Raw genomic sequence first — 26,944 nt, 5'->3', positions numbered from 1 at the left:
ATCCGAAACCATAAATTATTAAACTCACAGGTTATAGCCAACCATATTCTTTGAATCGTTCTTTTTCATATTCAGTCATGTAAGTCCAGAACATATCTCTATTTATTGCTGCCATAAATCCTCCTATATTGAAAATTCCAACATTGTTTTGCATGCAGTCACGCTTTATATCTAAAGAATATCCACACCAGTTAGAACTTATAACTACTGCATTTAGCTCCCCATAGTTTTCACAAGATTCGACATATTCAGCAGTACCAAATGCGTAGCATTCACAGATGAAAACTTTCAATGTTTTGCCATCTGTTAATCGTATATTATAAAGACCTATGTTAATGTTTTCGCAAGAAACAACTTTGCTATGCTCTCGCATCCGTTGCTCAAAAAAATTATAATTTCTATAATAACTTAGCCAAGGGAATTTATTATTTTCGGCTGGCATTTTTTATTCTCCTAAAACAAATGCTTCAAAGTCTGACGGGAATCTCTGTATAGAGTTATATGGTATTTTGTCGTTAACCCATTGCTCATAGCTCTCTACATGCTGTATAAATTTACTTACTAGTCTTTGTTCTGTTCTGGTAAAGAGGTCTCTGTTCGCCTGTAAAATCTTAGTGATCTCTCTATTATTAGGTACAATTGTTGATAGCCGTTCAGATGTCCACAAAGCATAGATTTGATCGTTATGTGGATTTTTTCTAGCATTATCTGACATAGGTCCATATTGTTCCCAGGCTTGATAATTTTCAGCCATATATACTGAAATTAGATCTTTTAGTTGTTCAATGTGTTCAAGCTTGATAGCAGATAATCGGTTTGAAATAAAATTTTCATGAGCTCTTTTCATTTCATGAAGAATTTCCACACTGTATTTATCTTCATTTTCAACTTTATCAATCAATGTATGATGCGTGGGGCAGAGTAAGATTAAATTTTCGTAGCTATCTCGCTCATCAGCAGACTGTTCCTCATCATAACGGTTTGAACCTGGTTTATTACCCTTTATATGGGCCATTTCACCGATAGTATATGGTGCAACTTCAGCTGCTTCCTCCACCGAAAGCCTTACTTTGCAGTCAGGGAAAGAACATCTACCAGCAGCGTTAGACCACAATAGTTTTATAGATTTATTTGATATCGCCACACGCATTCCTTTCTATCAAAAACTTTGTTCAGAAAGTGCACTGAACAATAATTTGAGGATTACTTTTACATGAAACTCATTGCGCTACATTCATTGCATCTGGTGTCATAGTTTATCAATCTATCGCATCAAAGTGTTAGCTCATTTTACATAATGACCATTTCAACAATATGGGTTTGATCTGCTACCTACGCTTCTGGCAGCGTTTTCGCCTAATGCGCCTCCGGCGCTTTGGTTGCTGCCTTGTGTTGGTTGAAAAATGAGCTTTCCTGTCATGATCTCTTACTACTAATAGAGAATGTCATAACCGCCACTTTCTCTTTGTGCTCTGGATACTATCACTCTTGCCCGTCTTAACATTCTTAATAGCTGGTTCTGCGCACTGCTTGTTCTTCTAATTTGTGAGGTTAGTAGATCTTTGCGCTCCACTTCTGATTCTTTCCAGCTAATCAACTTTGTCAGTGACCAACCGTGATTACTGTTCAGGGGCGATGAAAAGGGTGTTATGGAAGATCTCTCAATACTCTGCCTTTTTAGCGTGCGCTGTATCTGCCGTTTGTCCTTTCCCTTGTATTTCTTCGATGCCTGGCTTGCTTTCTGTACGCGTCTCACAGCATGGAAGCCTACCAATGATATTGTCTCTGTTGTTATCTTGTGCTGTATCCATTCGTTAGAGCACCCCCATACTGTAATCTGCGACCAGTCATATTGGCTTTTGTTTGCCATTCTGTTGAAGTCATCGAGCTTCGTTTCTTTTTTCGCCATGTAGTCTATGATGCCATTTGTATTGTATACAGGTGTGAAATGCTGGCGGTTCCCTAGTTCCCACTCTGGCGGCATGTCGTCTGGTATCACCTTATTCATCGACACTATCCACTTATCCATAATTTTGTTTTTAGTCGTTTCGCTATTCACTTTGATAAGAAAATGGATATGTGGCTCTGGCTGATGTTGCCCCCATTCAACACAATAAAACCAATGAGTATTTTTAGCGGTCGTCAGATATCTAGTAAACGCCCTCAGTGCCTTGCTAAAGCAATCTGGCTTTATTCCGGTTATAGGTTTGAGAGTCAGAAAGTAGGGGATACCAATTGTTGCGTCCACATTAAGGCTAAACAGGCGATCTCGCATTGAGCGCCATTTAGAAAGCGTCCATGCGTTGCGATGGCGAGATGGTTTTAGAAGTTGTATATAGGGCGTGCGTGTTGATACTGATGGAGTATTTTCCCGTGGAGCTGATTTTACGCAAATATTCACACGATTACCGCACCATCTAATAACAGCCTTATGTTGTCGCATAGACAGATCAGCGTCTTTATCGTACAATTTCATTCGAACGTTCCATTGATATTGGAATTTAACTATATGGAAGCCGACTCTCGCAAAGTCGGCTTTCTGCTTTGTCAATCACAGGTATTTGGTTTCAATACCCTTGTAAACAGTTCTAAGCGTGTCTTCAGGCACTTTGCCCACCAGCCCACGCAGCAATGACAACGTTATGTTTACCTTACGCAATGTCTTTACATATCTGGCGTTCGTCCTCCAGATCTTCAATGTTTCGTCTTTATCGCTGTGGTATGCTTCTAAATTGCGTTCTGTGACGTGATACGCCCCTGTTTTAAACTGCTCAACAGGAATCCCCCAATCGTTGCGTAACAGCGTTAAAACGCGGCTACGTTCATGATTTCCGGCTTTTCTTAATATGTCGTCAAACTCCTTTGGGGTAAGCTTCCTACCACTTAGTAGGCTATCGCGTATATTTGCGGCGACCTGAGTACGTGTAAGAGTGCTCATTTTCGTTCCCCCAGAAATCTGTCGGCAAATTGATCAAGGCTGGAGGCAAGCCACACCCGGCGCTTGCGTCCATTGATGGTCTGATTTATATAGGGAGGAAAGCTGGGGATATATCGCTTTAACTGATAGAAGCGTGACAGGCAGATGCCAAGATATTCTGCTGCGTCTTTAGCGGTCAGATAATTAATCATTTTATTCCCTTACTGTTGTACCAAAATGCAATACGGGGGAGACTTCCTGTCTCCCCAAATTACTCTACAATTTTTGTGCGATTAAATCAGATCTATTACTAAGTAATCATCGCCAGAGGCAATGCCGATAGCTTTTCCACCGTTGGTGGATTTCACATCATAAACCCAGGTGCTGGTGCTTACCTTTTGTGGCTCTGATCTAATCAGTGCCGCGAAGGTTTCAAAATCAACATGGGTTACGTTCAGCTTTTGATTGGTGGGGTTCAACTGCATTATTAATACCTAATAACGTATTGTTTGTATCCGGTTTGTTTCTGTTCTTTAGTTGCTACGCGATTCGGCTATACGTTGATCGATCCAGTCATCGATCTCGCTCTCAATAAAAGCTATTGCGCGAGCACCAATCTTGACTGATTGGGGGAATTGTCCGCGGCTCATCAGAGCATATACCCACGCCTTGCTATAGCCAGTGCGTTTCAAAACCTCAGATAGCCGAATCAGCGACTTTTTCATATCTACCTCGTAATACGTTGCTTGACTATGTGAGATAGTAAATCATTGTTTTTTTAAGTTTTCTGTGAATTTGGAGAAAAAGTTTTCGGGAAAGGAATTGTCCCAAATTGGGCGTTTGTTTTCGTCTCTCCAGCCAATTTGGGAACATCAATTATCTTACTTGGTTATCTTTCCCAAAAAATTGGGTGCGTGCCGCTGCAAAGTCTTTTTTAGAAGCGTTCTTAGATTATCCATGGTCATGCCAGCATCATTGTATTCTTCACTGTACTTTGCGATGTTATTTGCTGCTTTCTCGCACACCGCGGATTGGTTGAGCTTTCCATTCTTTCTAACGTCCTCGCTGGATTCATATAAAGCAATCGCCAGCCCAGCAATCATTTTCCAGGCGGTGTTTTTGCCGCGCCAGTCACTGGGGAGCGACCCACTTTCTGTTTCCTCTGCTATCGGTTCATCAATGTTGTCATCTTCCAGTTCGGGGAAGAAGTTCACCAACTCGGAGCGCCTGAAATAAAACGAATCGTAAGACCCATACCAATCATCCTCATCATCGTGATATAAAAAGTCTTCTCCTTTCCTAACGTTGAAAGTCCCTTCTTCCCCCGGTATCGGGCTCTCCCTGTATTCATGCCCCATAGCCAGAAGACCTAAAAACTCCACACACTGCTTTTCAAAGTCTTCATTAGTTGTAAAACCTGATACCCAATCGAACTGATAAAAGCCCAGCCCCCCTAAAGTATCTGGTTTAGCCTTGCTCAATCTGTAGTTACTTAAGATAGCGGCAGCTATCATTCTTTCATTTTCATTGTTTAGCCTTGCCAGTTCGCTGATCAGATTACCAAACCAGATTTTATCTTCTGACTCGTTATAAAACGCATCTAGTCCTGTCATCTTAGTCACGGCGTGTTCTCCTTCCGAACTCGTAAGGGCTTATATGTATTTCTCGATTGGCGTCCAGATAATCTGCCCACCATTGAAGCATTAGTTTGCGCTCTTCTAAGTAATCAGCCTTGTGCTTGTAGGCTCTTTTAACGTCTTTATATTCTTTGTGGCTCATCTGGCGCTCTACTGCGTCCTCCTGCCACAAACCGGACTCCATCAGGGAACTACAGGCTGTGGCACGGAATCCATGTCCAGTTACGTCCTCTTGCGTGTTATAGCCCATTAAGCGTAATGCCTTGTTTACCGTGTTTTCACTCATCACGCCTTTGGTGTTTCTTTCATTCGGAAACACAACATCGTAGCTTCCGCTTAGTTCTCTCAACTGCTTTACAATAGAAACAGCCTGACGGCTAAGAAGCACGATATGTTCGTCTTTTCCCGTCTTTGTGCCACGGGTGGAAAACCTCACACCGTCAATAGGCTCTCTTTTTTTAGGGATAACCCACTCAGCGCGGTCGAGGTCAAATTCTTTCCAACGGGCAAACCTTAACTCGCTTGAGCGAACAAAGGTCAACATGGTTAGCTCAATGGCAAGGCGGGTAAGAGGATTTCCTTTAAAGCTGCCCAATCGAGTGAAAAAATCTGGCAAATCTCTGGGATGTAGCGCGGCATGATGCTTAGTTTCATGACGCATTAACCGTACATCGAGATCATTCGTGATAATTTCTGTCTTAATGCCACTCAGACGGGCGCTATGTATGATGTCTTTAACTCGTTGTTTAAGTCGGTTGGCAGTATCGTGTTTCCCGGCGTCATCTACCTTTTTAAACAAAGGTAAAATTGTCATCGCCTCCAGTTTGCGAATATCCGAAGTGCCAATGTGAGGGAAAATATACATTTCAAGACTTCTAAGTACGCGTTTTCGGTGGTCTTCGTTCCACATCTGGTGGCTTTCAACCCATTGACGTCCTATCGTCTCAAAAGTGAATGCGCCTTTTTCTTCCGCTTTTGCTGCTCTTTGCTCGGCTTTGGGATCTATCCCTCTGGATAACAGCTTCCTGGCGTCGTCTCGTTTTTCTCTGGCGTCTTGTAAGCTGGTGGTTGGATATATCCCAAAAGCAAGTCTGTCTTCTTTCTTGTCTGATGGGCGGCGATACTTCATACGCCAATACTTCGAACCGATTTGGGATACTTCAAGATAAAGACCACCGCCATCAGACAGCTTATAAGCTTTGTCTCGTGGCTTGGCTGTTTTGCACTGACGATCTGTCAATCTGTTGAGGGTGTTTCTGGTCATATTGGGGGCACATATACAATCGAACCAACAATGCCCCAAATTATGCCCCATAGACTTACTTGATTTCAATAGACGGTAATGGACGTCAGGAGAAAAAATATCTTTGTTTTTAGATGGTTGCAGGGGATTTGTGGACGGTAGTAGACGTTGGTGTACGGCGGGATGGTGTCCCCTGCAGGAATCGAACCTGCAACTAGCCCTTAGGAGGGGCTCGTTATATCCATTTAACTAAGGAGACGAAGCGGCAAGAGTATAGCGTTTTTTACGCAGCGCGGTAAGTATAAGGTCGCCTGACTGCTCAAACCGTCGCCATTCAGGACTGTTTTTTCTGGTTTTTCTGCCGCAGCTCTTCATGCTCAGCGCGTTGCCTGGCTTCTTGTTTACGTTTGTTGCTCATATCGTTGCGGATTTGCGCGTGACTCATCAACGCAAAGATAAAGGTGCCGCCGCAGATGTTTCCGGCGAGGGTTGGCAGAGCGAAGGGCCAAAAGAAGTCGCTCCAGTGTAGCGTCCCGTTAAAGACCAGATAGAGAATTTCAACTGACCCGACGACAATGTGTGTGGTATCGCCCAGCGCGATGAGCCAGGTCATCAGGATGATCACCACGATTTTTGCGGCCCCGGCTGCCGGAAACATCCACACCATGGTGGCAATCAACCATCCTGAAATGATTGCGTTGGCAAACATTTCTGACGGACTGTTTTTCATCACTTCCATTCCGATACTGACAAACGCGTCCCGCGTTTCTTCATCAAATATGGGCATATATTCAAAGGCCCAGGCTGCGATGCCAGTGCCGAGAACATTACCCAGCAGCACAATTCCCCAGAGTCGCATCAGTAAACCGATATTGCCTGGCGTTGGCTTGTGCATGATGGGAAGTACTGCCGTGAGCGTATTCTCTGTGAACAGTTGTTGGCGTGCCATGATGACAATGATAAAGCCAAAGGTATAACCAAGATTCTCGAGTAAAAAGCGGCCGGGAACATCATCCAGCTGAACATGAAAAATCCCTTTTGCCAGCAAAGAGGCTCCCATGGAAAGCCCCGCAGCAATCGCCGACCATAGCAGCGCCATGGCGTCGCGCTCCAGTTCTTTCTCGCCATCCTGACGGATGTGCTCATGTATGGCCATCGCTCGCGAGGGGAGTCTGTCTTCGTCGAGCTCAATTTTCTTGCCGCGCTGTTTCTCTTCGCTTTCTACTTCAAGTTCATCGCTGTGCCGATCGATTTTATCGTTGTTGAGCTTGTCCATCGTGTCGCCTTGTGATGAGCACGTATAGCTAAAGCGTAGCGATTTTTTGTTCACAGCAGAGGGGCAAACGTTGAAATCGCAAAAATGGTAACGTTTGGCTTTTTGTCGTCAGTTAAGATAGAAGCATTACGAGCGCGGCGTTACCAGCTATGATCAGATCATCAAGATCGGGCATATAGACATCGTTTGACGTGCTGTTACAATCGCTCACACCTAAACAGGCGGATACGTTTTTGTACCGTCATGGATGGCAATCAGCGATAGCCATAATCAACAGGGAGACATTTATGAAGCTTCGCCTGTCGGCGCTTGCGCTGGGAACCACACTGCTGGTGGGGTGTGCGAGTTCCGGTACAGAACAGCAGGGGCGTTCCGACCCATTTGAAGGGTTCAACCGCACCATGTACAACTTCAACTTCAATGTGTTGGACCCGTATGTCGTTCGACCGGTCGCTGTCGCCTGGCGTGACTATGTTCCTCAACCTGCACGAAATGGTCTGAGCAACTTCACCGGCAACCTTGAAGAACCCGCGGTAATGGTGAACTACTTCCTGCAGGGCGATCCGTATCAGGGGATGGTGCATTTCACCCGATTCTTCCTGAACACCCTGTTGGGGATGGGCGGCTTTATTGATGTTGCGGGAATGGCGAATCCGAAACTGCAGCGTGCTGAACCCCACCGTTTCGGCAGTACGTTAGGGCACTATAACGTAGGTTATGGGCCGTATATGCAGCTTCCGTTCTATGGCAGTTTCACGCTTCGTGACGACGGCGGCGACATGGTGGATGATCTCTATCCTGTCCTCTCCTGGCTGACCTGGCCGATGTCTATCGGCAAATGGACGCTGGAAGGAATTGAGACCCGCGCACAGCTTCTGGATTCTGATGGCCTGCTGCGCCAGTCTTCTGACCCGTACATTATGGTGCGTGAAGCGTACTTCCAGCGCCATGATTTCATCGCCAATGGCGGGAAGCTTAAACCTCAGGAAAACCCGAACGCGCAGGCGATTCAGGACGAGCTCAAAGATATTGATTCTGAGTGATGGCCTGAGGCCAATAAAAAAGGTGAGCCTGAACGCTCACCTTTTTTTATGCCTGGGACAAACTTAGAACGCGTAGTTAAAGTTGGTGCCGAACAGCCAGGCCTTACCTTCAGATTCGAACTGGTAAGGGCCTTCGTTGATCGTAACGCTTTGACCGTGCATGTAAGAGACGCCAACATCAATAGACGCATCTTTATTGAAGGCGTAAGTGGTACCCGCGCTCAGCCAGAAGCGGTCCTGATCCGGAATCGAGATGGAACGCTTATCGGCAGGCACTGGGCTATCATCAAACGCGATACCGGTGCGGAATGTCCAGTTGTCATCATAGTAGTAGGTCGTACCTATGGCGATGCGGTAAGCATCCTTAAAGCCTTCGTCTTTCTGGAACAGGGTGTCGCCACTGGTCGACGTTGCTTTTAACTCCTGGAACTGACTCCAGCTGGTGTAAGCCAGGCTATAGTGAACAGCCCATTGCGGCGCAACGCGGTTATAACCAGAGATTTCCCACATTTCAGGCAGATTCAGCGTCAAATAACCGGACTGGGTCGCTCCGCTTGTGGCCGTTGGAAGTGGCAGACCAAAGCGGTTGATTCCGCTATTCAGATCGCTGCTGTAGTTACCTTTGAAATCGATTTTCACTTCAGAGCGGTAGGTTAAGGCGTAGCGGTTGTTTTTGTCGACTTCATAGAGAATACCGGCGTTCCAGCCAAAGCCCCACTGATTACCGTTCAGGTGAGCAATATTCTCATCGCTTGGGATACTGTTTGCCATTCCCGCCAATTGTTGGCCTTGCGGAGTCTGCCCGGCAGGAGACTGCATAATCTGACCGGCAACCAGTTGACCTAAGTCACCCGCATAACGATCAATTTTAGCGCGAGCATAAACGGCATTCAGACCGAGACCAAAACTCCAGGCCTCATTTAAGCGATACGCGCCGCTTACGTTCATGTTCATGGTTTCGAGGTCAGTAGTACCACCAACAGAACCCGCTGCATAAGTGTCGTTAAACTCGGTAGCCAGACCGTAGTTAGAGGTAATGGATGCCCCGACGCCAAACTGATCGTTGATTGGCGCAACGAAGTGTACGTTCGGTACCCAGGCGGTTGGCGCGATGTTATCTGCGTCCAGACTACGACCTGATGGTGAACGTCCGCTAATATTAACATCAGGATCGATATACACCGCACCAGCTGAGAACGTCGGGCGATCAAACATCGTGATTAAAGCCGGGTTACGACTGACGTTACCTGCGTCGTCGGCGATAGCGCCTTCACCTGAATAGGCCCGGCCAAGGCCAGAGGAAGAAAATTCGTTTAACTGAAAGCCTGCAGACCAGGCCTGTGTGGAGATAATTGCCACTGTGACTGCGAGAGCAGACTTTGTAAACAGGGTTTTCTGGCTCATGACCATAACCTCATTGATTTATTTTTATTCAAACTATGTTACATGCCGTAACAGGAGCGCGAAGTGTAGGGTCTGAGGTACAGCAGAGAAATCAGACCAGTGGCGTGAGTATAGGTCTGACCAGATGGAATGTTGCAAGTATGTTTATAAAATTTTTCAATTGTGATCTTAGAAACGCGATCCAGCTGGCAAAATTGGGGGGATATGCACTCACACTTTTAGGTGATTTTTGTTTTAGATCATTTTTAAGTGTGATTTCGGTCACTTATCCTATTTCACATCATTAACGACTGGAGAGGTGAATGGCGGGAGCGTAAAATATTCCCAACGTTTATCTGGCACCTAAGGTGCGAATACAGAGGAAATCTACAATGAGTAAATGCAGTGCTGATGAAACCCCGGTTTGCTGCTGTATGGACGTTGGGACCATTATGGACAACTCCGACTGCACCGCGTCGTACAGCCGTGTGTTCGCAAACCGCGCGCAGGCTGAAGAGACGCTGGCCGCGTTGACGGAGAAAGCGCGTAGCGTGGAATCCGAACCTTGCCAAATCACCTCTACTTTCACTGAAGAGTCTGAAGGTGTTCGTCTGGATATCGATTTTGTCTTCGCCTGCGAAGCTGAAACATTGATCTTCCAGCTGGGCTTGCGTTAATCCCCTCCTTTCAAACACCCCTGTCAAATAATGGCAGGGGTGTTTTCGTAACGCTATGTAACTATTCACTGTGCCATAGCTCGCACTTTCTAATGTCTCCCCTTGGCTAAATGTAAAAAATTGGTTAAGACTGTGATCAGGTCAGACCACTTAATTTATTTTTTTACAGGGGAGTGTTATGAGTCAGGCTTTACCGCTGGTCACCCGTCAGGGCGATCGTATCGCCATTGTGAGCGGTTTACGTACACCGTTTGCCCGGCAAGCCACTGCATTTCATGGCATTCCCGCCGTTGATCTGGGGAAAATGGTCGTGGGTGAACTGCTGGCACGCAGTGAGATCCCCCCTGATGTGATTGAACAACTGGTTTTTGGCCAGGTTGTACAAATGCCTGAAGCGCCAAACATCGCGCGCGAAATCGTGCTGGGTACCGGGATGAACGTTCATACGGATGCCTACAGTGTGAGCCGGGCCTGTGCGACCAGTTTTCAGGCAGTGGCGAATGTCGCCGAGAGTCTGATAACGGGTACTATCCGTGCGGGTATCGCCGGTGGGGCCGATTCTTCTTCTGTGTTGCCCATTGGTGTGAGCAAAAAACTGGCGCGCGTGCTGGTGGACGTCAATAAAGCCAGAACGACCGGACAGCGACTCAAACTCTTTTCTCGCCTGCGTTTACGCGATCTGATGCCGGTTCCTCCTGCGGTGGCGGAGTATTCAACGGGGTTGCGGATGGGGGATACCGCCGAACAAATGGCGAAAACGTACGGTATTACCCGTGAACAGCAGGATGCGCTGGCACATCGTTCTCACCAGCGTGCCGCCCAGGCCTGGGCCGAAGGTAAGTTGGCGGATGAAGTCATGACCACATGGGTGCCGCCCTTCAACGATCCTCTCTCAGAAGACAATAATATTCGCGGTAACTCTACGCTGGCTGATTACGCAAAACTGCGTCCCGCGTTCGACAAAAAGCATGGCACAGTGACGGCGGCTAACAGCACACCGCTGACGGACGGTGCGGCTGCCGTTATTTTGATGACGGAATCTCGCGCTAGGGAGTTGGGATTGGTCCCGATGGGTTATCTGCGCAGTTACGCTTTTACCGCCATTGATGTGTGGCAGGACATGTTACTGGGTCCCGCATGGTCTACACCGCTGGCGCTGGAGCGCGCGGGACTCACGATGGCCGATTTGACGCTTATTGATATGCATGAAGCGTTTGCCGCGCAGACGTTAGCCAATGTTCAACTGCTGGGCAGCGAACGTTTTGCCCGGGATGTTTTGGGGCGGGCGCATGCCACCGGTGAGGTGGATGACAGCAAATTCAACGTGCTGGGCGGGTCGATTGCGTATGGTCACCCGTTTGCCGCCACAGGCGCACGCATGATCACCCAGACATTACACGAGTTGCGGCGCCGGGGAGGGGGCTTTGGTTTAGTCACCGCGTGCGCGGCGGGTGGTCTGGGTGCGGCAATGGTTCTGGAGGCGGAATAATGGAAATGACATCGGCTTTTACGCTTAACGTGCGTCTGGATAATGTCGCCGTTGTTTCCATGGACGTTCCCGGCGAAAAGATGAACACCTTGAAAGCGGAATTTGCGGCACAGGTTCGCGCCATTCTGAAACAAATCCGTGAAAACAAAGCATTGCTCGGCGTGGTGTTCATCTCCGCAAAGCCAGATAATTTTATTGCAGGCGCCGATATCAATATGATTGGCCATTGTCGCAGCGCGCAGGAGGCTGAAGCCCTTGCACGTCAGGGCCAGCAGATAATGTCCGAGATTAACGCGTTGCCGATCCCGGTCATTGCCGCCATTCATGGTGCGTGTCTGGGCGGGGGGCTGGAGATGGCGCTGGCCTGCCATAAACGCATCTGTACCGATGATACAAAAACAGTACTGGGATTGCCGGAAGTGCAGCTTGGGCTGTTGCCGGGCTCGGGCGGCACACAGCGGCTGCCGCGCCTGGTCGGGATAAGTACGGCGCTGGATATGATCCTCACTGGCAAGCAACTGCGTGCCAAACAGGCGCTGAAGGCGGGGCTGGTGGATGAGGTTGTTCCCCAGTCCATTTTGCTGGAAGCCGCTGTTGAGTTAGTCAAACAGGATCGGCCTGTTCATCGTGAATTACCGGTTCGTGAACGCATTCTGGCAGGTCCATTGGGACGTGCCCTGTTGTTTCGTATGGTCAGGAAGCAGACGGAACAGAAAACGCAGGGAAACTATCCGGCCACCGGCCATATTCTGGACGTGCTAGAAACCGGATTGGCGCAGGGGAGCAGCAGTGGTTATGACGCTGAAGCGCGGGCGTTTGGCGAACTGGCGATGACGTCAGAGTCAAAAGCCTTGCGTAATATCTTCTTTGCCAGTACCGAGGTAAAAAAAGATCCAGGCAGCGACGCACAACCAGGCCCACTCGAAAGCGTAGGGATTCTTGGCGGTGGATTAATGGGCGGCGGTATTGCGTATGTGACGGCCTGTAAAGGCGGCGTGCCAGTTCGCATCAAAGACATTAATACGAAAGGAATCAATCATGCGCTGAAGTACACCTGGGAGCAACTTGAAACGAAAGTGCGCCGCCGCCATATCAAGGCAAGCGAACGTGACAAACAGCTGGCGTTAATTTCTGGCGCTACCGATTATCGCGGTTTCTCTCACCGGGATCTGGTCATTGAGGCCGTGTTTGAAGATTTGTCGTTAAAACAACGGATGGTGGAGGAAGTTGAGCAGAATTGCGCTTCTCACACAATTTTTGCTTCTAACACCTCATCTTTACCGATTGGGGATATTGCAGCAAAGGCTCTCAGACCGGAACAAGTGATTGGCATGCATTTCTTTAGTCCGGTAGAAAAAATGCCGCTGGTCGAGATCATCCCGCATGCGACCACTTCCGCGCAGACAATTGCAACAACCGTTAAGCTGGCGAAAAAACAGGGTAAAACGCCCATTGTGGTTAGCGACAAAGCGGGATTCTATGTCAACCGCATTCTTGCTCCCTATATCAACGAGGCCATCCGATTACTGACAGAAGGGGAACGTGTCGAACATATCGACGCAGCGCTCGTAAAGTTTGGTTTTCCGGTAGGCCCAATCCAACTTTTGGATGAGGTTGGAATCGATACAGGCACTAAAATTATACCTGTACTGGAAGCGGCTTACGGAGAACGTTTTAGCGCGCCTGCAAATGTTGTTGCTTCAATTTTGAATGATGATCGCAAAGGTAGAAAAAATGGCCGGGGTTTCTATCTTTATGGGGCAAAAGGGCGTAAAAGCAAAAAACGCGTCGACCCTGCAATTTATACGCTTATTGGCGTACAAGGGCAGAAAAGGCTTTCCGCGCAGCAGATTGTTGAACGTTGCGTGATGTTAATGCTCAATGAAGCGGCTCGTTGTTTCGATGAGCAGGTTATCCGGAGCGCCCGGGATGGTGACATTGGCGCTGTTTTCGGTATTGGTTTCCCGCCGTTTCTTGGCGGCCCGTTCCGTTATATGGACTCCCTGGGGGCGGGAGAAGTGGTTGCAACTCTGCAACGGCTGAGTGCGCAATATGGCGACCGGTTTACGCCGTGTGAGCCGCTATTGCAGATGGCGCAGCGTGGTGATCGCTTCTGGAAGAGTGGGGAAACGGACCTGTAGGTGTAAGGTCAAAGGTAGGATGAATCCGCACCGAATGAATGTATCATGCTCAATTTGTAAACAGAGATTGACTATATTTACGCCATTGCGGTAAAAAACGGCGTTTCATTCGGTGAGCGGATAAGGCACAATGCCGGCCACCGCATTTTTACCACTGCCATTAGGGTATTGAGTACGAATGTGGGTGATTCTGGTTAACAAAAGCGGTGCAATATGCAAGTTTTTATCATGCGTCACGGCGACGCGGCCCTCGATGCCGCCAGTGATTCGGTTCGTCCCTTAACCTCTTGTGGTTGTGACGAGTCCCGCCAAATGGCGAACTGGCTGAAAGGTCAAAAAGTGGATATCGAACGCGTTCTGGTGAGCCCGTTCCTGCGAGCCGAACAAACGCTGGATGTCGTTGGGGAGTGTCTGAATCTGCCGAAAAGCGTAGATGTTTTACCGGAGTTGACTCCCTGCGGCGATGTTGGTCTGGTCAGTGCCTATCTGCAGGCTCTGGCTAATGAAGGTGTCGCCACTGTGCTGGTGATCTCTCACTTACCCTTAGTGGGATATCTCGTGTCTGAACTTTGTCCGGGTGAAACGCCGCCAATGTTTACCACGTCTGCCATTGCAAGCGTAACGCTTGATGAGACTGGCAAAGGCTGTTTCAACTGGCAGATGAGTCCATGTAATCTGAAAATGGCGAAAGCCATTTAACGGTAAAATGCCGGATCAGGCGAAGCCGCTATCTAGCAAACACAACGATCAAAAGAGCCGCTACTGCGGCTCTTTCTGTTTTGGCGGTTCAGGGAAGTTCGGGTGGAAGCCACTCTTCGACTTCTATCAGCACCAGCAGCGCGGCGTCGCCGCCATATTCCTTCGGCGCCTGATGAAAAGCCATCACATGCGGGTGTTGCGCCAGCCATAGCGGTGTCTGCTGTTTAAGGATGTGTTTACCATGTCCGTGCATCACACAGGCGCAAAACACATGTTCCCGGCGGCAGGCGGCAATCAATGCGCCTAACTCTTGTTTGGCCTGTTGCTGGGTCAAACCATGCAAGTCGAGAAACAGCTCCGGGGAGTAATCGCCACGGCGCATCTTCTTCAATTCAAAATGGCTGACGTCGGGACGAAGGTATTTTACCGGGCCATCCGTATTCAACAGTGGCTGAAATTCGTCAGAGAAGTAGTGACTGGCGTCGGCCTGCTCCGAAATGAGGCGTTTAACCGGAACCTCGGTGATTTTTTTTCGTAGCGGGCGGTGAACGATCGTGTCCTGTTTAATCTGACGGGTGCCGGTCATCAACTGCCGGAACAACGCCTGGTCCTCCTCGCTGAGCGGGTTTTTCTTTTTCATTCGCGCGTCTCATCTTCTGTTTTGCGTTAGTTTACCCGACTCCGGGGATATCCGATCCGCCAAAACGCAATTTTCGTGTTCATGCTCTGCGTGAATGCTGATTTATCCCCGTCTTCGTGGCAAACTAGCCGCCGAATTTAATGCGAGCATGCCCTGGAGGAATACGTGGATAAAATTTTCGTCGATGAAGCAGTGAGTGAACTGCATACCATTCAGGACATGTTGCGCTGGGCGGTCAGCCGTTTTAGCGCGGCAAATATCTGGTATGGCCACGGGACGGACAATCCCTGGGATGAAGCCGTGCAACTGGTATTGCCGACACTGTATTTGCCGCTGGATATTCCTGAAGACATGCGTACCGCGCGTCTGACACCGAGTGAACGTCACCGAATTGTTGAACGCGTGATTCGTCGCGTTAATGAGCGTATTCCGGTGGCCTACCTGACGAACAAAGCCTGGTTCTGCGGTCACGAATTCTATGTGGATGAACGCGTACTGGTACCGCGCTCGCCGATTGGCGAATTGATCAACAACCATTTTGACGGGCTAATCAAAGGCCAGCCGCACCATATTCTGGATATGTGTACGGGGAGCGGCTGCATTGCGATTGCCTGCGCCTATGCTTTCCCGGAAGCGGAAGTTGATGCCGTCGATATTTCTACGGATGCATTAGCGGTGACCGAGCGTAACATTGAAGAACATGGTCTGCTCCATCATGTCACGCCTATCCGCTCTGATGTGTTCCGCGACCTGCCGAAACTCCAGTATGACCTCATCGTTACCAACCCGCCGTATGTCGATGCAGAAGATATGTCCGATCTGCCGAGTGAATATCGTCACGAACCAGAACTGGGTCTGGCATCAGGTTCCGATGGGTTAAAGCTTACCCGCCGTATCCTGGGCAATGCGCCGGATTACTTGTCTGATGACGGTATTCTGATTTGTGAAGTCGGAAACAGCATGGTACATCTGATTGAACAATACCCGGATGTGCCGTTTACCTGGCTGGAATTCGACAATGGCGGCGACGGCGTCTTCATGCTGACGAAAGCGCAGCTGATTGCGGCTCGTGAACATTTCAGCATCTATAAAGATTAATCAAACGCGCAAACACACAACAACGATAATGGAGCGGTGATGGCAGGAAATACACTTGGACAACTCTTTCGCGTAACCACTTTCGGCGAATCGCACGGGCTGGCGCTCGGGTGTATCGTCGATGGCGTTCCGCCTGGCATCCCTCTGACAGAGGCTGATTTGCAGCACGATCTCGACAGACGTCGTCCGGGTACCTCACGTTACACTACTCAGCGTCGTGAGCCGGATCAGGTGAAAATTCTGTCGGGTGTGTTTGAAGGCGTCACGACCGGCACCAGCATCGGTTTGCTGATTGAAAACACCGATCAACGTTCGCAGGACTATAGCGCCATTAAAGACGTTTTTCGTCCGGGCCATGCCGACTATACCTATGAGCAGAAATACGGTTTACGTGATTACCGTGGCGGCGGGCGCTCATCTGCCCGTGAAACGGCAATGCGTGTTGCGGCCGGAGCGATTGCCAAAAAATATCTGGCCGAAAAATTCGGTATCGTTATTCAGGGCTGTCTGACCCAGATGGGGGATATTCCGCTGGCGATCAAAGACTGGTCGCAGGTAGAACTTAACCCGTTCTTTTGCCCCGATCCGGACAAAATCGACGCGTTAGATGAACTGATGCGCGCGCTGAAAAAAGAAGGTGATTCCATTGGCGCGAAAGTGACGGTGGTGGCAAACGGCGTACCGCCAGGTCTCGGTGAGCCAGTGTTTGACCGCCTGGATGCCGACATCGCCCACGCGCTGATGAGCATCAATGCGGTAAAAGGGGTGGAAATCGGCGATGGCTTCGACGTGGTCGCGCTGCGTGGCAGTCAGAACCGGGACGAAATCACCAAAGAAGGTTTCCAGAGCAACCATGCTGGCGGCATTCTGGGGGGGATCAGCAGTGGGCAACAAATTGTGGCTCACATGGCGCTGAAACCAACCTCCAGCATTACCGTGCCTGGACGGACGATCAACCGTTTTGGCGAAGAAGTTGAGATGGTAACCAAAGGACGTCACGATCCTTGTGTTGGGATCCGCGCGGTCCCGATTGCCGAAGCGATGCTGGCGATCGTGTTGATGGATCATCTACTGCGTCAGCGGGCGCAAAATGCGGATGTAAAAACTGATATACCACGCTGGTAACAGATGAAAAAAACGCTACTTGCACTGCTGGCCCTGTTGGTCAGTAGTGCCAGCCTGGCGGCGACGCCCTGGCAAAAAATAACCCAACCCGTCGCGGGAAGCGCACAATCTATTGGTGGATTTTCGAATGGTTGTATCGTGGGCGCCGACACGCTTCCTGTACAGTCTGAATCCTACCAGGTGATGCGCACCGATCAGCGCCGCTATTTTGGTCATCCCGATCTGGTGATGTTTATCCAGCGTCTGAGTTCGCAGGTGAACCAACTGGGGCTGGGAACGGTGCTGATTGGCGATATGGGAATGCCTGCTGGTGGTCGTTTCAACGGCGGACATGCCAGCCATCAAACCGGCCTGGACGTCGATATTTTCCTCCAGTTGCCGAAAACGCGTTGGACGCAGTCTCAACTGCTGCGACCTCAGGCGCTGGATCTGGTGGCCGCTGATGGTAAACACGTCGTGCCGTCGTTATGGAAGCCGGAAATATCTCGTCTGATTAAACTGGCGGCGGAAGATAACGACGTCACGCGAATTTTTGTGAATCCTGCGATTAAACAACAGCTTTGCCTGGATGCCGGGACCGATCGCGACTGGTTGCGAAAGGTTCGCCCCTGGTTCCAGCATCGTGCGCATATGCATGTCAGACTACGCTGCCCTGCCGACAGCCTTGAGTGCGAAGATCAACCGTTGCCGCCTCCGGGTGATGGATGTGGCGCGGAGTTGCAGAGCTGGTTCGAACCACCGAAACCTGGAACAACAAAGCCGGAGAAGAAGACACCACCACCGTTGCCACCTTCCTGCCAGGCGCTACTGGATGAGCACGTACTCTAATGGACAATTTTTTAGACCTGTTTATGGTGTCGCCGCTGTTGTTGGTGGTTCTGTTTTTTATCGCGGTGTTGGCAGGATTTATTGATTCAATCGCCGGAGGCGGGGGGCTGCTGACGATTCCCGCGCTGATGGCGGCGGGAATGTCGCCTGCGAACGCACTGGCTACCAACAAACTGCAGGCCTGCGGCGGCTCCATCTCGGCCACTGTCTATTTTGTTCGCCGCAAAGTAATCAATCTTGCGGATCAAAAACTCAATATTGCGATGACCTTCATTGGATCAATGAGCGGCGCGCTGTTGGTGCAACATGTGCAATCTGATGTGCTGCGTCAGATCTTGCCCGTTTTGGTTATCTGTATCGGTCTTTACTTTTTGTTGATGCCGAAACTGGGAGAGGAAGACAGACAGCGTCGTCTTTACGGTCTGCCTTTTGCGCTGATCGCCGGTGGATGCGTCGGTTTCTACGATGGTTTTTTTGGGCCCGCAGCAGGCTCGTTTTACGCACTGGCTTTTGTCACGCTGTGCGGATATAACCTCGCCAAATCAACGGCTCACGCCAAATTACTTAACGCCACCTCAAACGTGGGCGGTCTGTTATTGTTTATCATCGGCGGAAAAGTGATCTGGGCGACCGGCTTTGTGATGCTGATTGGCCAGTTCCTTGGCGCGCGTATGGGCTCCCGACTGGTATTGAGCAAAGGACAAACCTTAATTCGGCCCATGATCGTTATCGTTTCGGCGGTGATGAGCGCCAAACTACTTTATGATAGCCATGGACAGGAGATCCTCCACTGGTTGGGGATGAGCTAATGAACAGTACACATCACTACGAGCAGCTAATCGATATTTTTAATGGCTGTTTTGCCGATGGGTTTAATACCCGTCTGATTAAAGGCGACGACGAACCGATCTATCTTCCTGCTGATGCTGAGATCTCATATCACCGTATTGTCTTTGCCCACGGATTTTACGCCAGCGCCCTGCATGAAATTTCGCACTGGTGCATCGCGGGTAAAGCGCGGCGGGAACAGGTCGATTTTGGTTACTGGTACTGTCCGGATGGCCGGGATGCGCAGACTCAGAGCCAGTTTGAGGATGTGGAAGTGAAACCACAGGCGTTTGACTGGTTGTTTTGCGTCGCGGCGGGTTATCCGTTCAACGTCAGCTGCGACAATCTGGAAGGCGACTTTGAACCGGATCGCGTGGTGTTTCAGCGTCGGGTACATGCTCAGGTGATGGAATATCTGGAAAAAGGGATCCCTGAACGTCCAGCGCGATTCATTAAAGCGCTACAGAATTATTATCACACGCCTGATCTTAAGGTGGAACAGTTCCCGTGGCCAGAAGCGCTCAACTGAAGCCAGCGCCACGTTTACAATGAGGAAAGAAGATGATCGCGGAGTTTGAATCACGCATTCTGGCATTAATCGACGACATGGTAGAGCATGCAAGTGATGATGAGCTTTTTGCCAGTGGGTATTTGCGTGGCCACCTGACGCTAGCCGTTGCCGAATTGGAAGGTGGTAATGACCATTCCGCTGACGCGGTATATACCAATGTCACCACGAGTCTGGAAAAAGCGATTGGCGCGGGTGAACTCTCGCCACGTGACCAGGCCTTAGTGAAGGAGATGTGGGACACTCTGTTCCAGAAGGCCACGACAAAATAATGGCGGATTGTGCCGGATGGCAACGCCTGGCGTCTTATCCGGCCTCCGATCCCGCGTCCCACAGGCCGGATAAGGTGCTTGCACCGTCATCCGGCATTGTCCCGTTACTTTACCGCTTTCCCCTTCAACAACTTCCGTATCCATAAACGATTCGGGTTTAATGCCGCCAGCGTGTCCGCATCCAACGGAACAGGTTCCTCACTCATTTGCGCGGCGAGGATCTCAGCGCACAGTGGGGCAGAGCACAGTCCACGCGATCCCAGCGCGCCCAACATAAACAGATCCGTGTAGACAGGCGCACTTTCCGCGTCAGCTTTGTGTTCAGCCAGGTTTGCATACTGAATGAGCGTAGCGTCATAGTCCGGCACATTGCCCACCATGGGCAGGTGGTCGCGGGTGGCACAACGTACGCCACAACGCGCCTCTTTTCCGCTCACATCAACCTCATTTGCCCACTCCGCATTCGGAAAACAGTCAATCAGGCGCTGCCGATTCTGTTGCTGGTCATCCTCGCGATAGCATGTCTCTTCGCTGCCACGGTGATAGCTGGCGCCGATACAGTGATGCTGATTGGCCGGGTTTTGCGGGGTAAGATAGCCGTCATAGCACAATACCTGTCGTAGGGCGGAAAGCGCTGAGGTGGTGGGAATATGACTGACCTGCCCCCCGACGGAATAAACCGGCAACGGCTGAGTCTGATCAAAACGATTAATCTGATGACCGTTTGCCAGGACGACAACCTGATGTTCAGCTTGCGTCCCGTCGGCGAACGTCAATTGCCAGTCTGCTTCCTGCATTGAAAGGGTGGTCAGTGAATGCTGATAACAGAGACGTAATCCCTGTTTTTCGGCCAGGATCAGTACCGCTGCGGTCAACTCCGCCGGGCACAGCCAGCCACCTTGCGGCCAGGTGATCCCCGCGCAGTTTACCGGCAGGCCGATGGTTCGCTCAATCTGTGTAGCGTCAACGGCCTTTGCGAATTCACTGGGTAATGACTGCGACAGCATTTGTTCGATTTTCTGTTCGCTCTTTTCATCCCAGCCTAATTGCGTGACGCCACACCAGTTGTGTGCAAACTCAACGGGCAGGGCATCATACAGGCGCCGGGCAAAGGTGAATGCGGCAGGAAAGAAGAGGTTAATGGCTGCGTCGTGTTTGCTGAGTAACGGATACAGCGCGCCCTGGCGATTACCAGAAGCCCCCTGAGCAGGCTGTTTATCAGCGCAATACAGCGTGACTTGCCAGCCACGGCGTAACAGCGCCAGCGACAATAATGCGCTGGCGATGCCGCCGCCGATAATTGCCGCTTCACGTTTTGTGGTTCCACGACGGAGAAACCAGGGTGACGTGGACGGTTGTGTCAGGGTTTGTTCCATCACGCCGCAAAGCATTTCACGCTTGCGCCCGAACCCTTTGTATTTTTGCATGGTAAAACCAGCATCCTGTAGACCCCGACGCACAAAACCTGCGGAGGTAAACGTTGCCAGCGTACCGCCAGGACGGACCAGTCGCGCCATCGCGTCGAACAGATTCTGCGTCCACATATCCGGATTTTTGGCTGGTGCGAAACCGTCGAGGAACCAGGCGTCAACTTTCTGATTTAACGTCTCATCCAGTTGCCCGGTCAGTTCGTTGATATCGCCAAACCACAAATCCAGCGTCACACGCCCCTCGTCCAGCAACAGGCGATGACAACCGGCCAGTGGCAGTGGCCACTGAATCTGTAACTGCTCAGCCCAGGGCGACAGTTCAGGCCAGCGTTGATGCGCCTGCACTAAATCCTGGCGGCTTAGTGGATATTTTTCGAAGCTGATGAAATGAAGTCGCTCTAACGTGGCTTGCGGGTGTGAAGCGCGAAAGGCGGCGAATGCCTGCCAGAGTGTTAGAAAATTGAGACCGGTCCCAAAACCGCTTTCTGCCACCACAAATAATTGCCGTGAATGAGTGGGGAAGCGTTCCGCGAGATGATTTCCGCCGAGAAAAACGTAACGCGTCTCCTCCAGTCCATTATCATTAGAAAAATAGACATCATCAAAATCTCGGGAAACAGGTGTACCCTCAGCATTAAATTCAAGGTTGGCAGGTTGTATAGCGTATTGTTTCACGTAAGTTACTCGTCTCACAGGCAGTGTCACGATCTTAGCGATGTGTGCCTGGCGGCGCAAATTTCCGCATAAATTGGCTGATCGGACTTGTTCGGCGTACAAGTGTACGCTATTGTGCCATTCGAAACTTACTATAGTGTGACTTACAGAGGTATTGAATGAAACGTGCAGTGATTACTGGCTTGGGCATCGTTTCCAGCATCGGTAATAACCAGCAGGAAGTCCTGGCATCTCTGCGTGAAGGACGTTCAGGGATCACTTTCTCTCAGGAGTTTAAAGACTCAGGAATGCGTAGCCACGTGTGGGGTAACGTCAAACTGGACACCACTGGTCTTATCGACCGTAAAGTGGTCCGTTTCATGAACGATGCCTCTATCTATTCCTATCTCTCCATGCAGCAGGCGATTGAAGACGCCGGTCTGAAAGATGAAGTTTATCAGAACAATCCACGCGTGGGCCTGATTGCCGGTTCTGGCGGTTCGTCTAAATCTCAGGTTTTTGGTGCCGATGCGATGCGTAGCCCGCGTGGCCTGAAAGCGGTGGGTCCATATGTGGTCACCAAAGCGATGGCTTCTGCGGTATCCGCGTGCCTCGCGACACCGTTTAAAATCCACGGTGTGAACTACTCCATCAGCTCCGCCTGTGCGACGTCCGCACACTGTATCGGAAACGCGGTAGAACAGATTCAACTGGGCAAGCAAGACATCGTCTTTGCGGGCGGCGGTGAAGAGCTGTGCTGGGAAATGGCGTGTGAATTCGACGCAATGGGCGCGCTGTCTACCAAATATAACGAGTCTCCGGACAAAGCTTCCCGTACTTATGACGCAAACCGTGACGGTTTCGTTATCGCAGGTGGCGGCGGTATGGTTGTTGTCGAAGAGCTCGAGCATGCTCTGGCTCGTGGCGCGCACATCTATGCGGAAATCGTTGGCTACGGCGCAACGTCCGATGGTGCTGACATGGTTGCTCCGTCTGGCGAAGGCGCAGTGCGCTGCATGCAGATGGCAATGCACGGTGTTGATACCCCAATCGACTACCTGAACTCCCACGGCACTTCTACGCCGGTTGGCGACGTGAAAGAGCTGGGTGCAATTCGCGAAGTGTTTGGTGATAACAGCCCGGCTATTTCTGCGACCAAAGCGATGAGTGGTCACTCTCTGGGCGCCGCTGGCGTACAGGAAGCCATCTACTCTCTGCTGATGCTGGAACACGGTTTTATCGCACCAAGCATCAATATTGAAGAGCTGGATGAGCAGGCTGCGGGTCTGAACATTGTGACGGAAACGACCGATCGTGAACTGATCACAGTGATGTCCAACAGCTTCGGTTTCGGCGGCACTAACGCCACGCTGGTTATGCGTAAACTGAAAGCGTAAGCATCCGCGATGCAAGAAGAGGGGAGCCAAATGGCTCCCTTTTTTATGCGTTGACAATAACCGCTTCTCAAAGGCAAACTCCATCCTCAACATTATCTCTCTGATAATAGTGGGTGTTTAACATTACCCAACGCACCTTAATCCTGATGGTCAGGTGGAGGGGGCGTGGCATTTCCTCGCCTTACTCTGCATTTCGGAGTAACGCATGACAGCAGTGACCCAAACAGAACAAACATCTTCTGCGAATTTTTCGCTCTTTCGCATCGCCTTTGCGGTTTTCCTGACCTATATGACGGTCGGTTTACCCTTACCTGTCATCCCGCTTTTTGTGCATCATGAACTGGGCTATGGCAACACCATGGTCGGTATCGCCGTGGGCATTCAGTTTCTGGCCACGGTGCTCACACGAGGCTATGCCGGGCGGCTCGCCGATCAATATGGCGCTAAACGTTCTGTGCTACAGGGGATGTTTGCCTGTGCCCTGGCGGGCGTTGCGTGGTTGCTGGCAGCGCTGTTGCCGGTCTCTATCCCGGTTAAATTTGCTCTGCTGATTGTCGGGCGTTTGATCCTGGGATTTGGTGAAAGTCAGTTACTGACGGGCACATTAACCTGGGGAATGGGGCTGGTTGGGTCGGGGCGTTCGGGTAAGGTAATGTCGTGGAACGGGATGGCGATTTACGGCGCGCTGGCGGCCGGTGCGCCGCTTGGTCTGTTAATCCACAGCCATTATGGTTTTGCTGCGCTGGCCTGCGTCACTATAGCGCTTCCGCTGCTGGCGTGGTTGTTTAACGGCTCCGTGCGTAAAGTTCCAGCGCATCCAGGCGTACGTCCTTCACTGTGGAGCGTGGTCGGGCTTATCTGGAAACCTGGAGTTGGCCTGGCGCTGCAGGGCGTCGGTTTTGCCGTTATCGGTACCTTCATTTCTCTCTACTTTGCCAGCAATGGCTGGGCGATGGCGGGGTTTACATTGACCGCGTTTGGCGGCGCATTTGTGCTCATGCGTGTGCTGTTTGGCTGGATGCCAGATCGCTTTGGCGGCGTGAGGGTGGCACTCGTTTCACTGTGTGTTGAAACCGTCGGGCTGGTGTTGCTCTGGCTCGCGCCAACCGCGTGGTTTGCCTTGTTGGGTGCGGCATTAACCGGGGCCGGGTGCTCATTAATCTTCCCGGCGCTGGGCGTTGAGGTGGTGAAACGCGTACCTTCGCAGGTTCGCGGTACCGCGTTGGGGGGATACGCCGCTTTTCAGGACATTTCCTACGGTGTGACCGGACCTTTGGCGGGGCTATTAGCCACCTCATGCGGTTATCCCTCAGTATTTCTGGCCGGGGCGATTTCCGCAGTGGTGGGCATTATCGTGACATTACTCTCTTTTAGGAAAAGTTAGGAAACCAACAAAAAAAGAGTCAGCACAATCATGAGTGCGATAAACAGCAGGCCTGGCCGGGCCGACAGCGATTTTATGGTTTCAATAACCGGCGCGAACGGACTGTAGAGTGGTTGAATATGTCGAGGATCGTTCAATTCCCGCTCTCGTTCTACACGACGCAGGAAAATCTGGTTAAGCAGATCCTGCACCTGGACTGTGGTCAAAATCGTTTGCGGCTGGATCTGATAAGTCTGCAGCGCATACTCTTTGATGGCCGTAAATTCATTCGGCTCAAGCGGCTGCTTCAACGCCGCCTGTAGCGTTTGCAATGTGGGAGTATTCTGTAGGCTGAGTGTCTGACGCGCCTGTAACCAGGTCACCAGATGGGTGAACTGTTTAGCCGGGATCAACTCGCCGCTTTTTACGCCGGAAAGTTCCAGCATTGATTGCCAAATCAACTTTCCCGATTCGCCCGTGGCGGCAGCCAGTTTGGTCACGAGCTGGTTGAGCGTATTGTGTTCGGCGGGTAATAACGGCCTGTCGGTCGCCGGACGCTGCTGTGGCTGTGGGATAGAGAGCTGCCCTTGTTGCAGTAACGTCAATACGTTCTTCAATTGTTCTGGTGTAAGCTGGCTTAACGCCGTCTGGTTATACTGCTGGCGGATAAAATCACTGACGGCCTGGCGATTGTTCCCCCGGCTCAACAGTTCCGTTAATTGCGCCAGCACCTGACGATTAGCGTGGTTTTGCTGGGCGACGCCCAGTCGTTGGTTGAGATTTTGTTCAGCGGCAGGAAAATGACGCGAAAGCAACGGCGTGTCGCTTTTTATCCCCAAATCGTGTTTTATTCCGGCCCATACTTCCGCACTTTGCTGTTGCGTCAGCGAAATCAGGCGAGTGATCAGTCGTTCCAGAACGGTACGTTGTTGGGTGGATAACGGCTGTTCGCCCGCGATGGAAAGACGGTTCTGTCCTTCACCAGGAGGTTGTGCGGGAGCTCCGGAAATGGGTTGCATCATCACTAATCCTTAAATCTTTGCAAACCAGGTCTCGCAGTATGCCTGGCGGCGAGATTATGGCACACTTGCCCGGTTAACTCTCGTTCTCAAACAGCTATGTCAGATGTGAAATTTCTTGTTGCAGAATGGGGATAGAAAAGAGCGGGAAACTGGCGGAAAAGGAGCCTTCCGACTCCTTTTTTATTTGTTCATTTTTTCGTACCGGGGTTGCTACGGTCAGACCACTCTCTGGCGTGCTCAATCTCCCCGGCGCTGTAAACAGGGTGTTCGTAATGATTGCCCACATCACGGACGCGATAAATCTTCCAGTTTCCGTCTTCCCTGCGCGTATAGACCTCAAGGTAGATTGGTTCCAACTCAGTGCCCAGTTGAACATTCAGCTTTTCACCGCCAAGAAATGGCTGCACCTGACCAACGCGTAATAATGGGATCCACGTCGGTGCATAGTCCTGCACGTACATAAAGTAGTCCGACCCGACGATCTCCTGTTCATAAAAACTGTTAATCAGATCCAGACGTTCGACGAGTTGTCTGGCGACGTAACGGTGCATGACTGCCTCTGTCTCATCGGGTGTGGACACATCATCCGTGTAGATTTTCATCCACGAGAGATAGAATTGTTTGACGTCTTGCGTGCTGTCACGGTGGGCAGCCGTGCAACCACTAAGCAAGATGAGCGCAATAAGAGAGAACGCTTTCATCATTTTATCCTGTAAATGGTGTAGGTGGGTTTTGCTGTCCGATAGCCTGGACCCGCCCACATATCGCGCTGTTTGAAGTCGGAATACCATACCGTCCCGTCAAAAATCGCCATATGACCGCTGGGATTACCACCCGCATAGGGTTGAATAACAATGACATCGCCTTCGCGGGGGGACTCAAAGGTGCCGATGGCGCTAAAACCGGCGTTTTTTAACATCGGACCATAATCTTTGGCATGGTATGTGTGCCCAAGGACAATGCCTCCTGCCTGAATGGCTTTACGGGTAAATTCTGCGCAGCGTCCTTGCGAATGAGAACCTGCATGCGATTTAGCGTAATTCACTGCTGCATTTTTGTCCCAGCTCATAATAACTCCTGTTAATGGATTGCGTAGTAGAATTTCGTAAAGCTTTAACAGTATTTATTCTGAGACGAATGACAGATAGTGCTATTAATATACTTAGTAATATTAGTTAACGTATTTATTAATATACTTTTTCGATGGGTGGTAT

The 26,944-nt window shown here is 50.4% G+C and carries 29 protein-coding genes and 1 tRNA gene; 13 read left to right on the top strand and 17 right to left on the bottom strand.

What is annotated here, in order from left to right; translation table 11 throughout:
- Nucleotides 1–31: 31 nt before the first annotated feature.
- The 11 genes from NNO04_RS18910 to NNO04_RS18860 form a co-directional block, all read right to left on the bottom strand.
- Entirely contained in the window at nucleotides 32–442 is a 411-nt protein-coding gene (locus NNO04_RS18910) for a hypothetical protein (RefSeq protein ID WP_271445984.1), read from the bottom strand.
- 3 nt (nucleotides 443–445) lie between these two features.
- Nucleotides 446–1,150, bottom strand: coding sequence for an HNH endonuclease signature motif containing protein (locus NNO04_RS18905; protein WP_249532594.1), 705 nt, complete (start codon nucleotides 1,148–1,150; stop codon nucleotides 446–448).
- Between the two features lie 282 nt (nucleotides 1,151–1,432).
- Nucleotides 1,433–2,476, bottom strand: a complete 1,044-nt coding sequence (locus NNO04_RS18900) for a replication protein (RefSeq protein WP_271445983.1) — start codon at nucleotides 2,474–2,476, stop codon at nucleotides 1,433–1,435.
- Between the two features lie 75 nt (nucleotides 2,477–2,551).
- Nucleotides 2,552–2,938 (bottom strand): hypothetical protein, encoded by a 387-nt coding sequence (locus NNO04_RS18895; protein ID WP_048337197.1) that lies wholly within the window; start codon nucleotides 2,936–2,938, stop codon nucleotides 2,552–2,554.
- A complete protein-coding gene (locus NNO04_RS18890; protein ID WP_064736786.1) occupies nucleotides 2,935–3,129 on the bottom strand; it encodes a hypothetical protein in 195 nt (64 codons plus the stop codon). The genes NNO04_RS18895 and NNO04_RS18890 overlap by 4 nt, the downstream gene beginning before the upstream one ends.
- 81 nt (nucleotides 3,130–3,210) lie before the next feature.
- Complete coding sequence (locus tag NNO04_RS18885) at nucleotides 3,211–3,402, bottom strand: hypothetical protein (RefSeq protein WP_221661537.1); 192 nt, start codon at nucleotides 3,400–3,402, stop codon at nucleotides 3,211–3,213.
- A 48-nt stretch (nucleotides 3,403–3,450) separates the two neighbouring features.
- A complete protein-coding gene (locus tag NNO04_RS18880) occupies nucleotides 3,451–3,642 on the bottom strand; it encodes a helix-turn-helix transcriptional regulator (protein WP_000749077.1) in 192 nt (63 codons plus the stop codon).
- A gap of 156 nt (nucleotides 3,643–3,798) precedes the next feature.
- A complete protein-coding gene (locus NNO04_RS18875) occupies nucleotides 3,799–4,539 on the bottom strand; it encodes a hypothetical protein (protein WP_064736788.1) in 741 nt (246 codons plus the stop codon).
- Complete coding sequence (locus NNO04_RS18870) at nucleotides 4,532–5,818, bottom strand: tyrosine-type recombinase/integrase (RefSeq protein WP_271445982.1); 1,287 nt, start codon at nucleotides 5,816–5,818, stop codon at nucleotides 4,532–4,534. The genes NNO04_RS18875 and NNO04_RS18870 overlap by 8 nt, the downstream gene beginning before the upstream one ends.
- A 163-nt stretch (nucleotides 5,819–5,981) precedes the next feature.
- Nucleotides 5,982–6,056 (bottom strand) — tRNA-Arg (locus NNO04_RS18865).
- Between the two features lie 75 nt (nucleotides 6,057–6,131).
- Nucleotides 6,132–7,073: a formate/nitrite transporter family protein gene (locus NNO04_RS18860; protein WP_271445981.1), complete on the bottom strand. Its 942-nt coding sequence runs from the start codon at nucleotides 7,071–7,073 to the stop codon at nucleotides 6,132–6,134.
- Nucleotides 7,074–7,360: 287 nt separating this feature from the next.
- Between NNO04_RS18860 and mlaA the strand changes: the two genes are divergently transcribed.
- Entirely contained in the window at nucleotides 7,361–8,116 is a 756-nt protein-coding gene (gene mlaA, locus NNO04_RS18855) for a phospholipid-binding lipoprotein MlaA (protein ID WP_271445980.1), read from the top strand.
- Between the two features lie 63 nt (nucleotides 8,117–8,179).
- Here mlaA and fadL read toward each other — a convergent pair whose 3' ends face one another.
- The gene (fadL, locus tag NNO04_RS18850; protein ID WP_271445979.1) at nucleotides 8,180–9,520 is read right to left on the bottom strand and encodes a long-chain fatty acid transporter FadL; all 1,341 of its coding nucleotides are present in this window, start codon (nucleotides 9,518–9,520) and stop codon (nucleotides 8,180–8,182) included.
- 371 nt (nucleotides 9,521–9,891) lie between these two features.
- Between fadL and NNO04_RS18845 the strand changes: the two genes are divergently transcribed.
- The 4 genes from NNO04_RS18845 to sixA all read left to right on the top strand — a co-directional run bounded on the left by NNO04_RS18845 (nucleotide 9,892) and on the right by sixA (nucleotide 14,505).
- The gene (locus NNO04_RS18845; RefSeq protein ID WP_162383127.1) at nucleotides 9,892–10,176 is read left to right on the top strand and encodes a YfcZ/YiiS family protein; all 285 of its coding nucleotides are present in this window, start codon (nucleotides 9,892–9,894) and stop codon (nucleotides 10,174–10,176) included.
- A 178-nt stretch (nucleotides 10,177–10,354) separates the two neighbouring features.
- Nucleotides 10,355–11,665, top strand: a complete 1,311-nt coding sequence (gene fadI / locus NNO04_RS18840; RefSeq protein ID WP_271445978.1) for an acetyl-CoA C-acyltransferase FadI — start codon at nucleotides 10,355–10,357, stop codon at nucleotides 11,663–11,665.
- A complete protein-coding gene (fadJ, locus tag NNO04_RS18835) occupies nucleotides 11,665–13,806 on the top strand; it encodes a fatty acid oxidation complex subunit alpha FadJ (protein WP_271445977.1) in 2,142 nt (713 codons plus the stop codon). Before fadI ends, fadJ begins: the two co-directional genes overlap by 1 nt.
- 213 nt (nucleotides 13,807–14,019) lie before the next feature.
- Nucleotides 14,020–14,505 carry a phosphohistidine phosphatase SixA gene (sixA, locus tag NNO04_RS18830; RefSeq protein ID WP_271445976.1) on the top strand — a complete coding sequence of 162 codons (486 nt, stop codon included), beginning with the start codon at nucleotides 14,020–14,022 and terminating at the stop codon, nucleotides 14,503–14,505.
- A gap of 88 nt (nucleotides 14,506–14,593) precedes the next feature.
- On the opposite strand, the gene smrB is transcribed toward sixA, so the two are convergent.
- Nucleotides 14,594–15,145 carry an endonuclease SmrB gene (gene smrB / locus NNO04_RS18825; RefSeq protein ID WP_271445975.1) on the bottom strand — a complete coding sequence of 184 codons (552 nt, stop codon included), beginning with the start codon at nucleotides 15,143–15,145 and terminating at the stop codon, nucleotides 14,594–14,596.
- A gap of 165 nt (nucleotides 15,146–15,310) precedes the next feature.
- Between smrB and prmB the strand changes: the two genes are divergently transcribed.
- Genes prmB through NNO04_RS18795 form a run of 6 tightly spaced genes read left to right on the top strand, consistent with a single transcriptional unit; the run spans nucleotide 15,311 to nucleotide 19,864 of the window.
- Nucleotides 15,311–16,243 carry a 50S ribosomal protein L3 N(5)-glutamine methyltransferase gene (gene prmB / locus NNO04_RS18820; protein ID WP_271445974.1) on the top strand — a complete coding sequence of 311 codons (933 nt, stop codon included), beginning with the start codon at nucleotides 15,311–15,313 and terminating at the stop codon, nucleotides 16,241–16,243.
- Between the two features lie 39 nt (nucleotides 16,244–16,282).
- Entirely contained in the window at nucleotides 16,283–17,368 is a 1,086-nt protein-coding gene (gene aroC, locus NNO04_RS18815; RefSeq protein ID WP_271445973.1) for a chorismate synthase, read from the top strand.
- Between the two features lie 3 nt (nucleotides 17,369–17,371).
- Nucleotides 17,372–18,196 carry a penicillin-insensitive murein endopeptidase gene (mepA, locus tag NNO04_RS18810; protein ID WP_271445972.1) on the top strand — a complete coding sequence of 275 codons (825 nt, stop codon included), beginning with the start codon at nucleotides 17,372–17,374 and terminating at the stop codon, nucleotides 18,194–18,196.
- Nucleotides 18,196–19,005 carry a sulfite exporter TauE/SafE family protein gene (locus NNO04_RS18805; RefSeq protein ID WP_271445971.1) on the top strand — a complete coding sequence of 270 codons (810 nt, stop codon included), beginning with the start codon at nucleotides 18,196–18,198 and terminating at the stop codon, nucleotides 19,003–19,005. The genes mepA and NNO04_RS18805 overlap by 1 nt, the downstream gene beginning before the upstream one ends.
- Nucleotides 19,005–19,553 (top strand): elongation factor P hydroxylase, encoded by a 549-nt coding sequence (locus NNO04_RS18800; RefSeq protein ID WP_271445970.1) that lies wholly within the window; start codon nucleotides 19,005–19,007, stop codon nucleotides 19,551–19,553. The genes NNO04_RS18805 and NNO04_RS18800 overlap by 1 nt, the downstream gene beginning before the upstream one ends.
- Before the next feature lie 32 nt (nucleotides 19,554–19,585).
- Nucleotides 19,586–19,864 (top strand): YfcL family protein, encoded by a 279-nt coding sequence (locus NNO04_RS18795; RefSeq protein WP_271445969.1) that lies wholly within the window; start codon nucleotides 19,586–19,588, stop codon nucleotides 19,862–19,864.
- A gap of 104 nt (nucleotides 19,865–19,968) precedes the next feature.
- On the opposite strand, the gene mnmC is transcribed toward NNO04_RS18795, so the two are convergent.
- Nucleotides 19,969–21,969 carry a bifunctional tRNA (5-methylaminomethyl-2-thiouridine)(34)-methyltransferase MnmD/FAD-dependent 5-carboxymethylaminomethyl-2-thiouridine(34) oxidoreductase MnmC gene (mnmC, locus tag NNO04_RS18790; protein WP_271445968.1) on the bottom strand — a complete coding sequence of 667 codons (2,001 nt, stop codon included), beginning with the start codon at nucleotides 21,967–21,969 and terminating at the stop codon, nucleotides 19,969–19,971.
- 158 nt (nucleotides 21,970–22,127) lie between these two features.
- Here mnmC and fabB point away from each other — a divergent pair, with 158 nt between their 5' ends.
- Together fabB and NNO04_RS18780 are read left to right on the top strand one after the other, a co-directional pair.
- Nucleotides 22,128–23,345, top strand: a complete 1,218-nt coding sequence (gene fabB / locus NNO04_RS18785) for a beta-ketoacyl-ACP synthase I (protein WP_271445967.1) — start codon at nucleotides 22,128–22,130, stop codon at nucleotides 23,343–23,345.
- Between the two features lie 205 nt (nucleotides 23,346–23,550).
- On the top strand, nucleotides 23,551–24,729 hold the full coding sequence (locus NNO04_RS18780) for an MFS transporter (protein WP_271445966.1): 1,179 nt from the start codon (nucleotides 23,551–23,553) through the stop codon (nucleotides 24,727–24,729).
- Here NNO04_RS18780 and flk read toward each other — a convergent pair.
- The 3 genes from flk to NNO04_RS18765 form a co-directional block, all read right to left on the bottom strand.
- A complete protein-coding gene (gene flk / locus NNO04_RS18775; RefSeq protein ID WP_271445986.1) occupies nucleotides 24,726–25,727 on the bottom strand; it encodes a flagella biosynthesis regulator Flk in 1,002 nt (333 codons plus the stop codon). The genes NNO04_RS18780 and flk overlap by 4 nt on opposite strands.
- Nucleotides 25,728–25,918: 191 nt before the next feature.
- On the bottom strand, nucleotides 25,919–26,431 hold the full coding sequence (locus NNO04_RS18770; protein ID WP_271445985.1) for a YbjP/YqhG family protein: 513 nt from the start codon (nucleotides 26,429–26,431) through the stop codon (nucleotides 25,919–25,921).
- Nucleotides 26,431–26,799, bottom strand: a complete 369-nt coding sequence (locus NNO04_RS18765) for a hypothetical protein (protein WP_271445965.1) — start codon at nucleotides 26,797–26,799, stop codon at nucleotides 26,431–26,433. Before NNO04_RS18765 ends, NNO04_RS18770 begins: the two co-directional genes overlap by 1 nt.
- Between the last annotated feature and the right edge of the window lie 145 nt (nucleotides 26,800–26,944).

The organism is Citrobacter sp. Awk 4, assembly GCF_028069725.1.
Lineage (GTDB): Bacteria > Pseudomonadota > Gammaproteobacteria > Enterobacterales > Enterobacteriaceae > Citrobacter_D.
This window is presented reverse-complemented; position numbering and strand designations above follow the sequence as displayed.

What these genes read in the sequence shown, in the direction of transcription:
- NNO04_RS18800 (WP_271445970.1), top strand. Translation starts at nt 19,005, where the DNA reads ATGAACAGTACACATCACTACGAGCAGCTAATCGATATTTTTAATGGC.
- NNO04_RS18910 (WP_271445984.1), bottom strand. Translation starts at nt 442, where the DNA reads ATGCCAGCCGAAAATAATAAATTCCCTTGGCTAAGTTATTATAGAAAT.
- NNO04_RS18770 (WP_271445985.1), bottom strand. Translation starts at nt 26,431, where the DNA reads ATGAAAGCGTTCTCTCTTATTGCGCTCATCTTGCTTAGTGGTTGCACG.
- NNO04_RS18870 (WP_271445982.1), bottom strand. Translation starts at nt 5,818, where the DNA reads ATGACCAGAAACACCCTCAACAGATTGACAGATCGTCAGTGCAAAACA.
- fabB (WP_271445967.1), top strand. Translation starts at nt 22,128, where the DNA reads ATGAAACGTGCAGTGATTACTGGCTTGGGCATCGTTTCCAGCATCGGT.
- NNO04_RS18900 (WP_271445983.1), bottom strand. Translation starts at nt 2,476, where the DNA reads ATGAAATTGTACGATAAAGACGCTGATCTGTCTATGCGACAACATAAG.
- NNO04_RS18780 (WP_271445966.1), top strand. Translation starts at nt 23,551, where the DNA reads ATGACAGCAGTGACCCAAACAGAACAAACATCTTCTGCGAATTTTTCG.
- aroC (WP_271445973.1), top strand. Translation starts at nt 16,283, where the DNA reads ATGGCAGGAAATACACTTGGACAACTCTTTCGCGTAACCACTTTCGGC.
- mepA (WP_271445972.1), top strand. Translation starts at nt 17,372, where the DNA reads ATGAAAAAAACGCTACTTGCACTGCTGGCCCTGTTGGTCAGTAGTGCC.
- fadI (WP_271445978.1), top strand. Translation starts at nt 10,355, where the DNA reads ATGAGTCAGGCTTTACCGCTGGTCACCCGTCAGGGCGATCGTATCGCC.
- flk (WP_271445986.1), bottom strand. Translation starts at nt 25,727, where the DNA reads ATGCAACCCATTTCCGGAGCTCCCGCACAACCTCCTGGTGAAGGACAG.
- NNO04_RS18885 (WP_221661537.1), bottom strand. Translation starts at nt 3,402, where the DNA reads ATGCAGTTGAACCCCACCAATCAAAAGCTGAACGTAACCCATGTTGAT.
- NNO04_RS18860 (WP_271445981.1), bottom strand. Translation starts at nt 7,073, where the DNA reads ATGGACAAGCTCAACAACGATAAAATCGATCGGCACAGCGATGAACTT.
- NNO04_RS18890 (WP_064736786.1), bottom strand. Translation starts at nt 3,129, where the DNA reads ATGATTAATTATCTGACCGCTAAAGACGCAGCAGAATATCTTGGCATC.
- NNO04_RS18905 (WP_249532594.1), bottom strand. Translation starts at nt 1,150, where the DNA reads ATGCGTGTGGCGATATCAAATAAATCTATAAAACTATTGTGGTCTAAC.
- fadJ (WP_271445977.1), top strand. Translation starts at nt 11,665, where the DNA reads ATGGAAATGACATCGGCTTTTACGCTTAACGTGCGTCTGGATAATGTC.
- mlaA (WP_271445980.1), top strand. Translation starts at nt 7,361, where the DNA reads ATGAAGCTTCGCCTGTCGGCGCTTGCGCTGGGAACCACACTGCTGGTG.
- NNO04_RS18805 (WP_271445971.1), top strand. Translation starts at nt 18,196, where the DNA reads ATGGACAATTTTTTAGACCTGTTTATGGTGTCGCCGCTGTTGTTGGTG.
- NNO04_RS18795 (WP_271445969.1), top strand. Translation starts at nt 19,586, where the DNA reads ATGATCGCGGAGTTTGAATCACGCATTCTGGCATTAATCGACGACATG.
- NNO04_RS18765 (WP_271445965.1), bottom strand. Translation starts at nt 26,799, where the DNA reads ATGAGCTGGGACAAAAATGCAGCAGTGAATTACGCTAAATCGCATGCA.
- NNO04_RS18895 (WP_048337197.1), bottom strand. Translation starts at nt 2,938, where the DNA reads ATGAGCACTCTTACACGTACTCAGGTCGCCGCAAATATACGCGATAGC.
- NNO04_RS18880 (WP_000749077.1), bottom strand. Translation starts at nt 3,642, where the DNA reads ATGAAAAAGTCGCTGATTCGGCTATCTGAGGTTTTGAAACGCACTGGC.
- smrB (WP_271445975.1), bottom strand. Translation starts at nt 15,145, where the DNA reads ATGAAAAAGAAAAACCCGCTCAGCGAGGAGGACCAGGCGTTGTTCCGG.
- NNO04_RS18845 (WP_162383127.1), top strand. Translation starts at nt 9,892, where the DNA reads ATGAGTAAATGCAGTGCTGATGAAACCCCGGTTTGCTGCTGTATGGAC.
- sixA (WP_271445976.1), top strand. Translation starts at nt 14,020, where the DNA reads ATGCAAGTTTTTATCATGCGTCACGGCGACGCGGCCCTCGATGCCGCC.
- fadL (WP_271445979.1), bottom strand. Translation starts at nt 9,520, where the DNA reads ATGAGCCAGAAAACCCTGTTTACAAAGTCTGCTCTCGCAGTCACAGTG.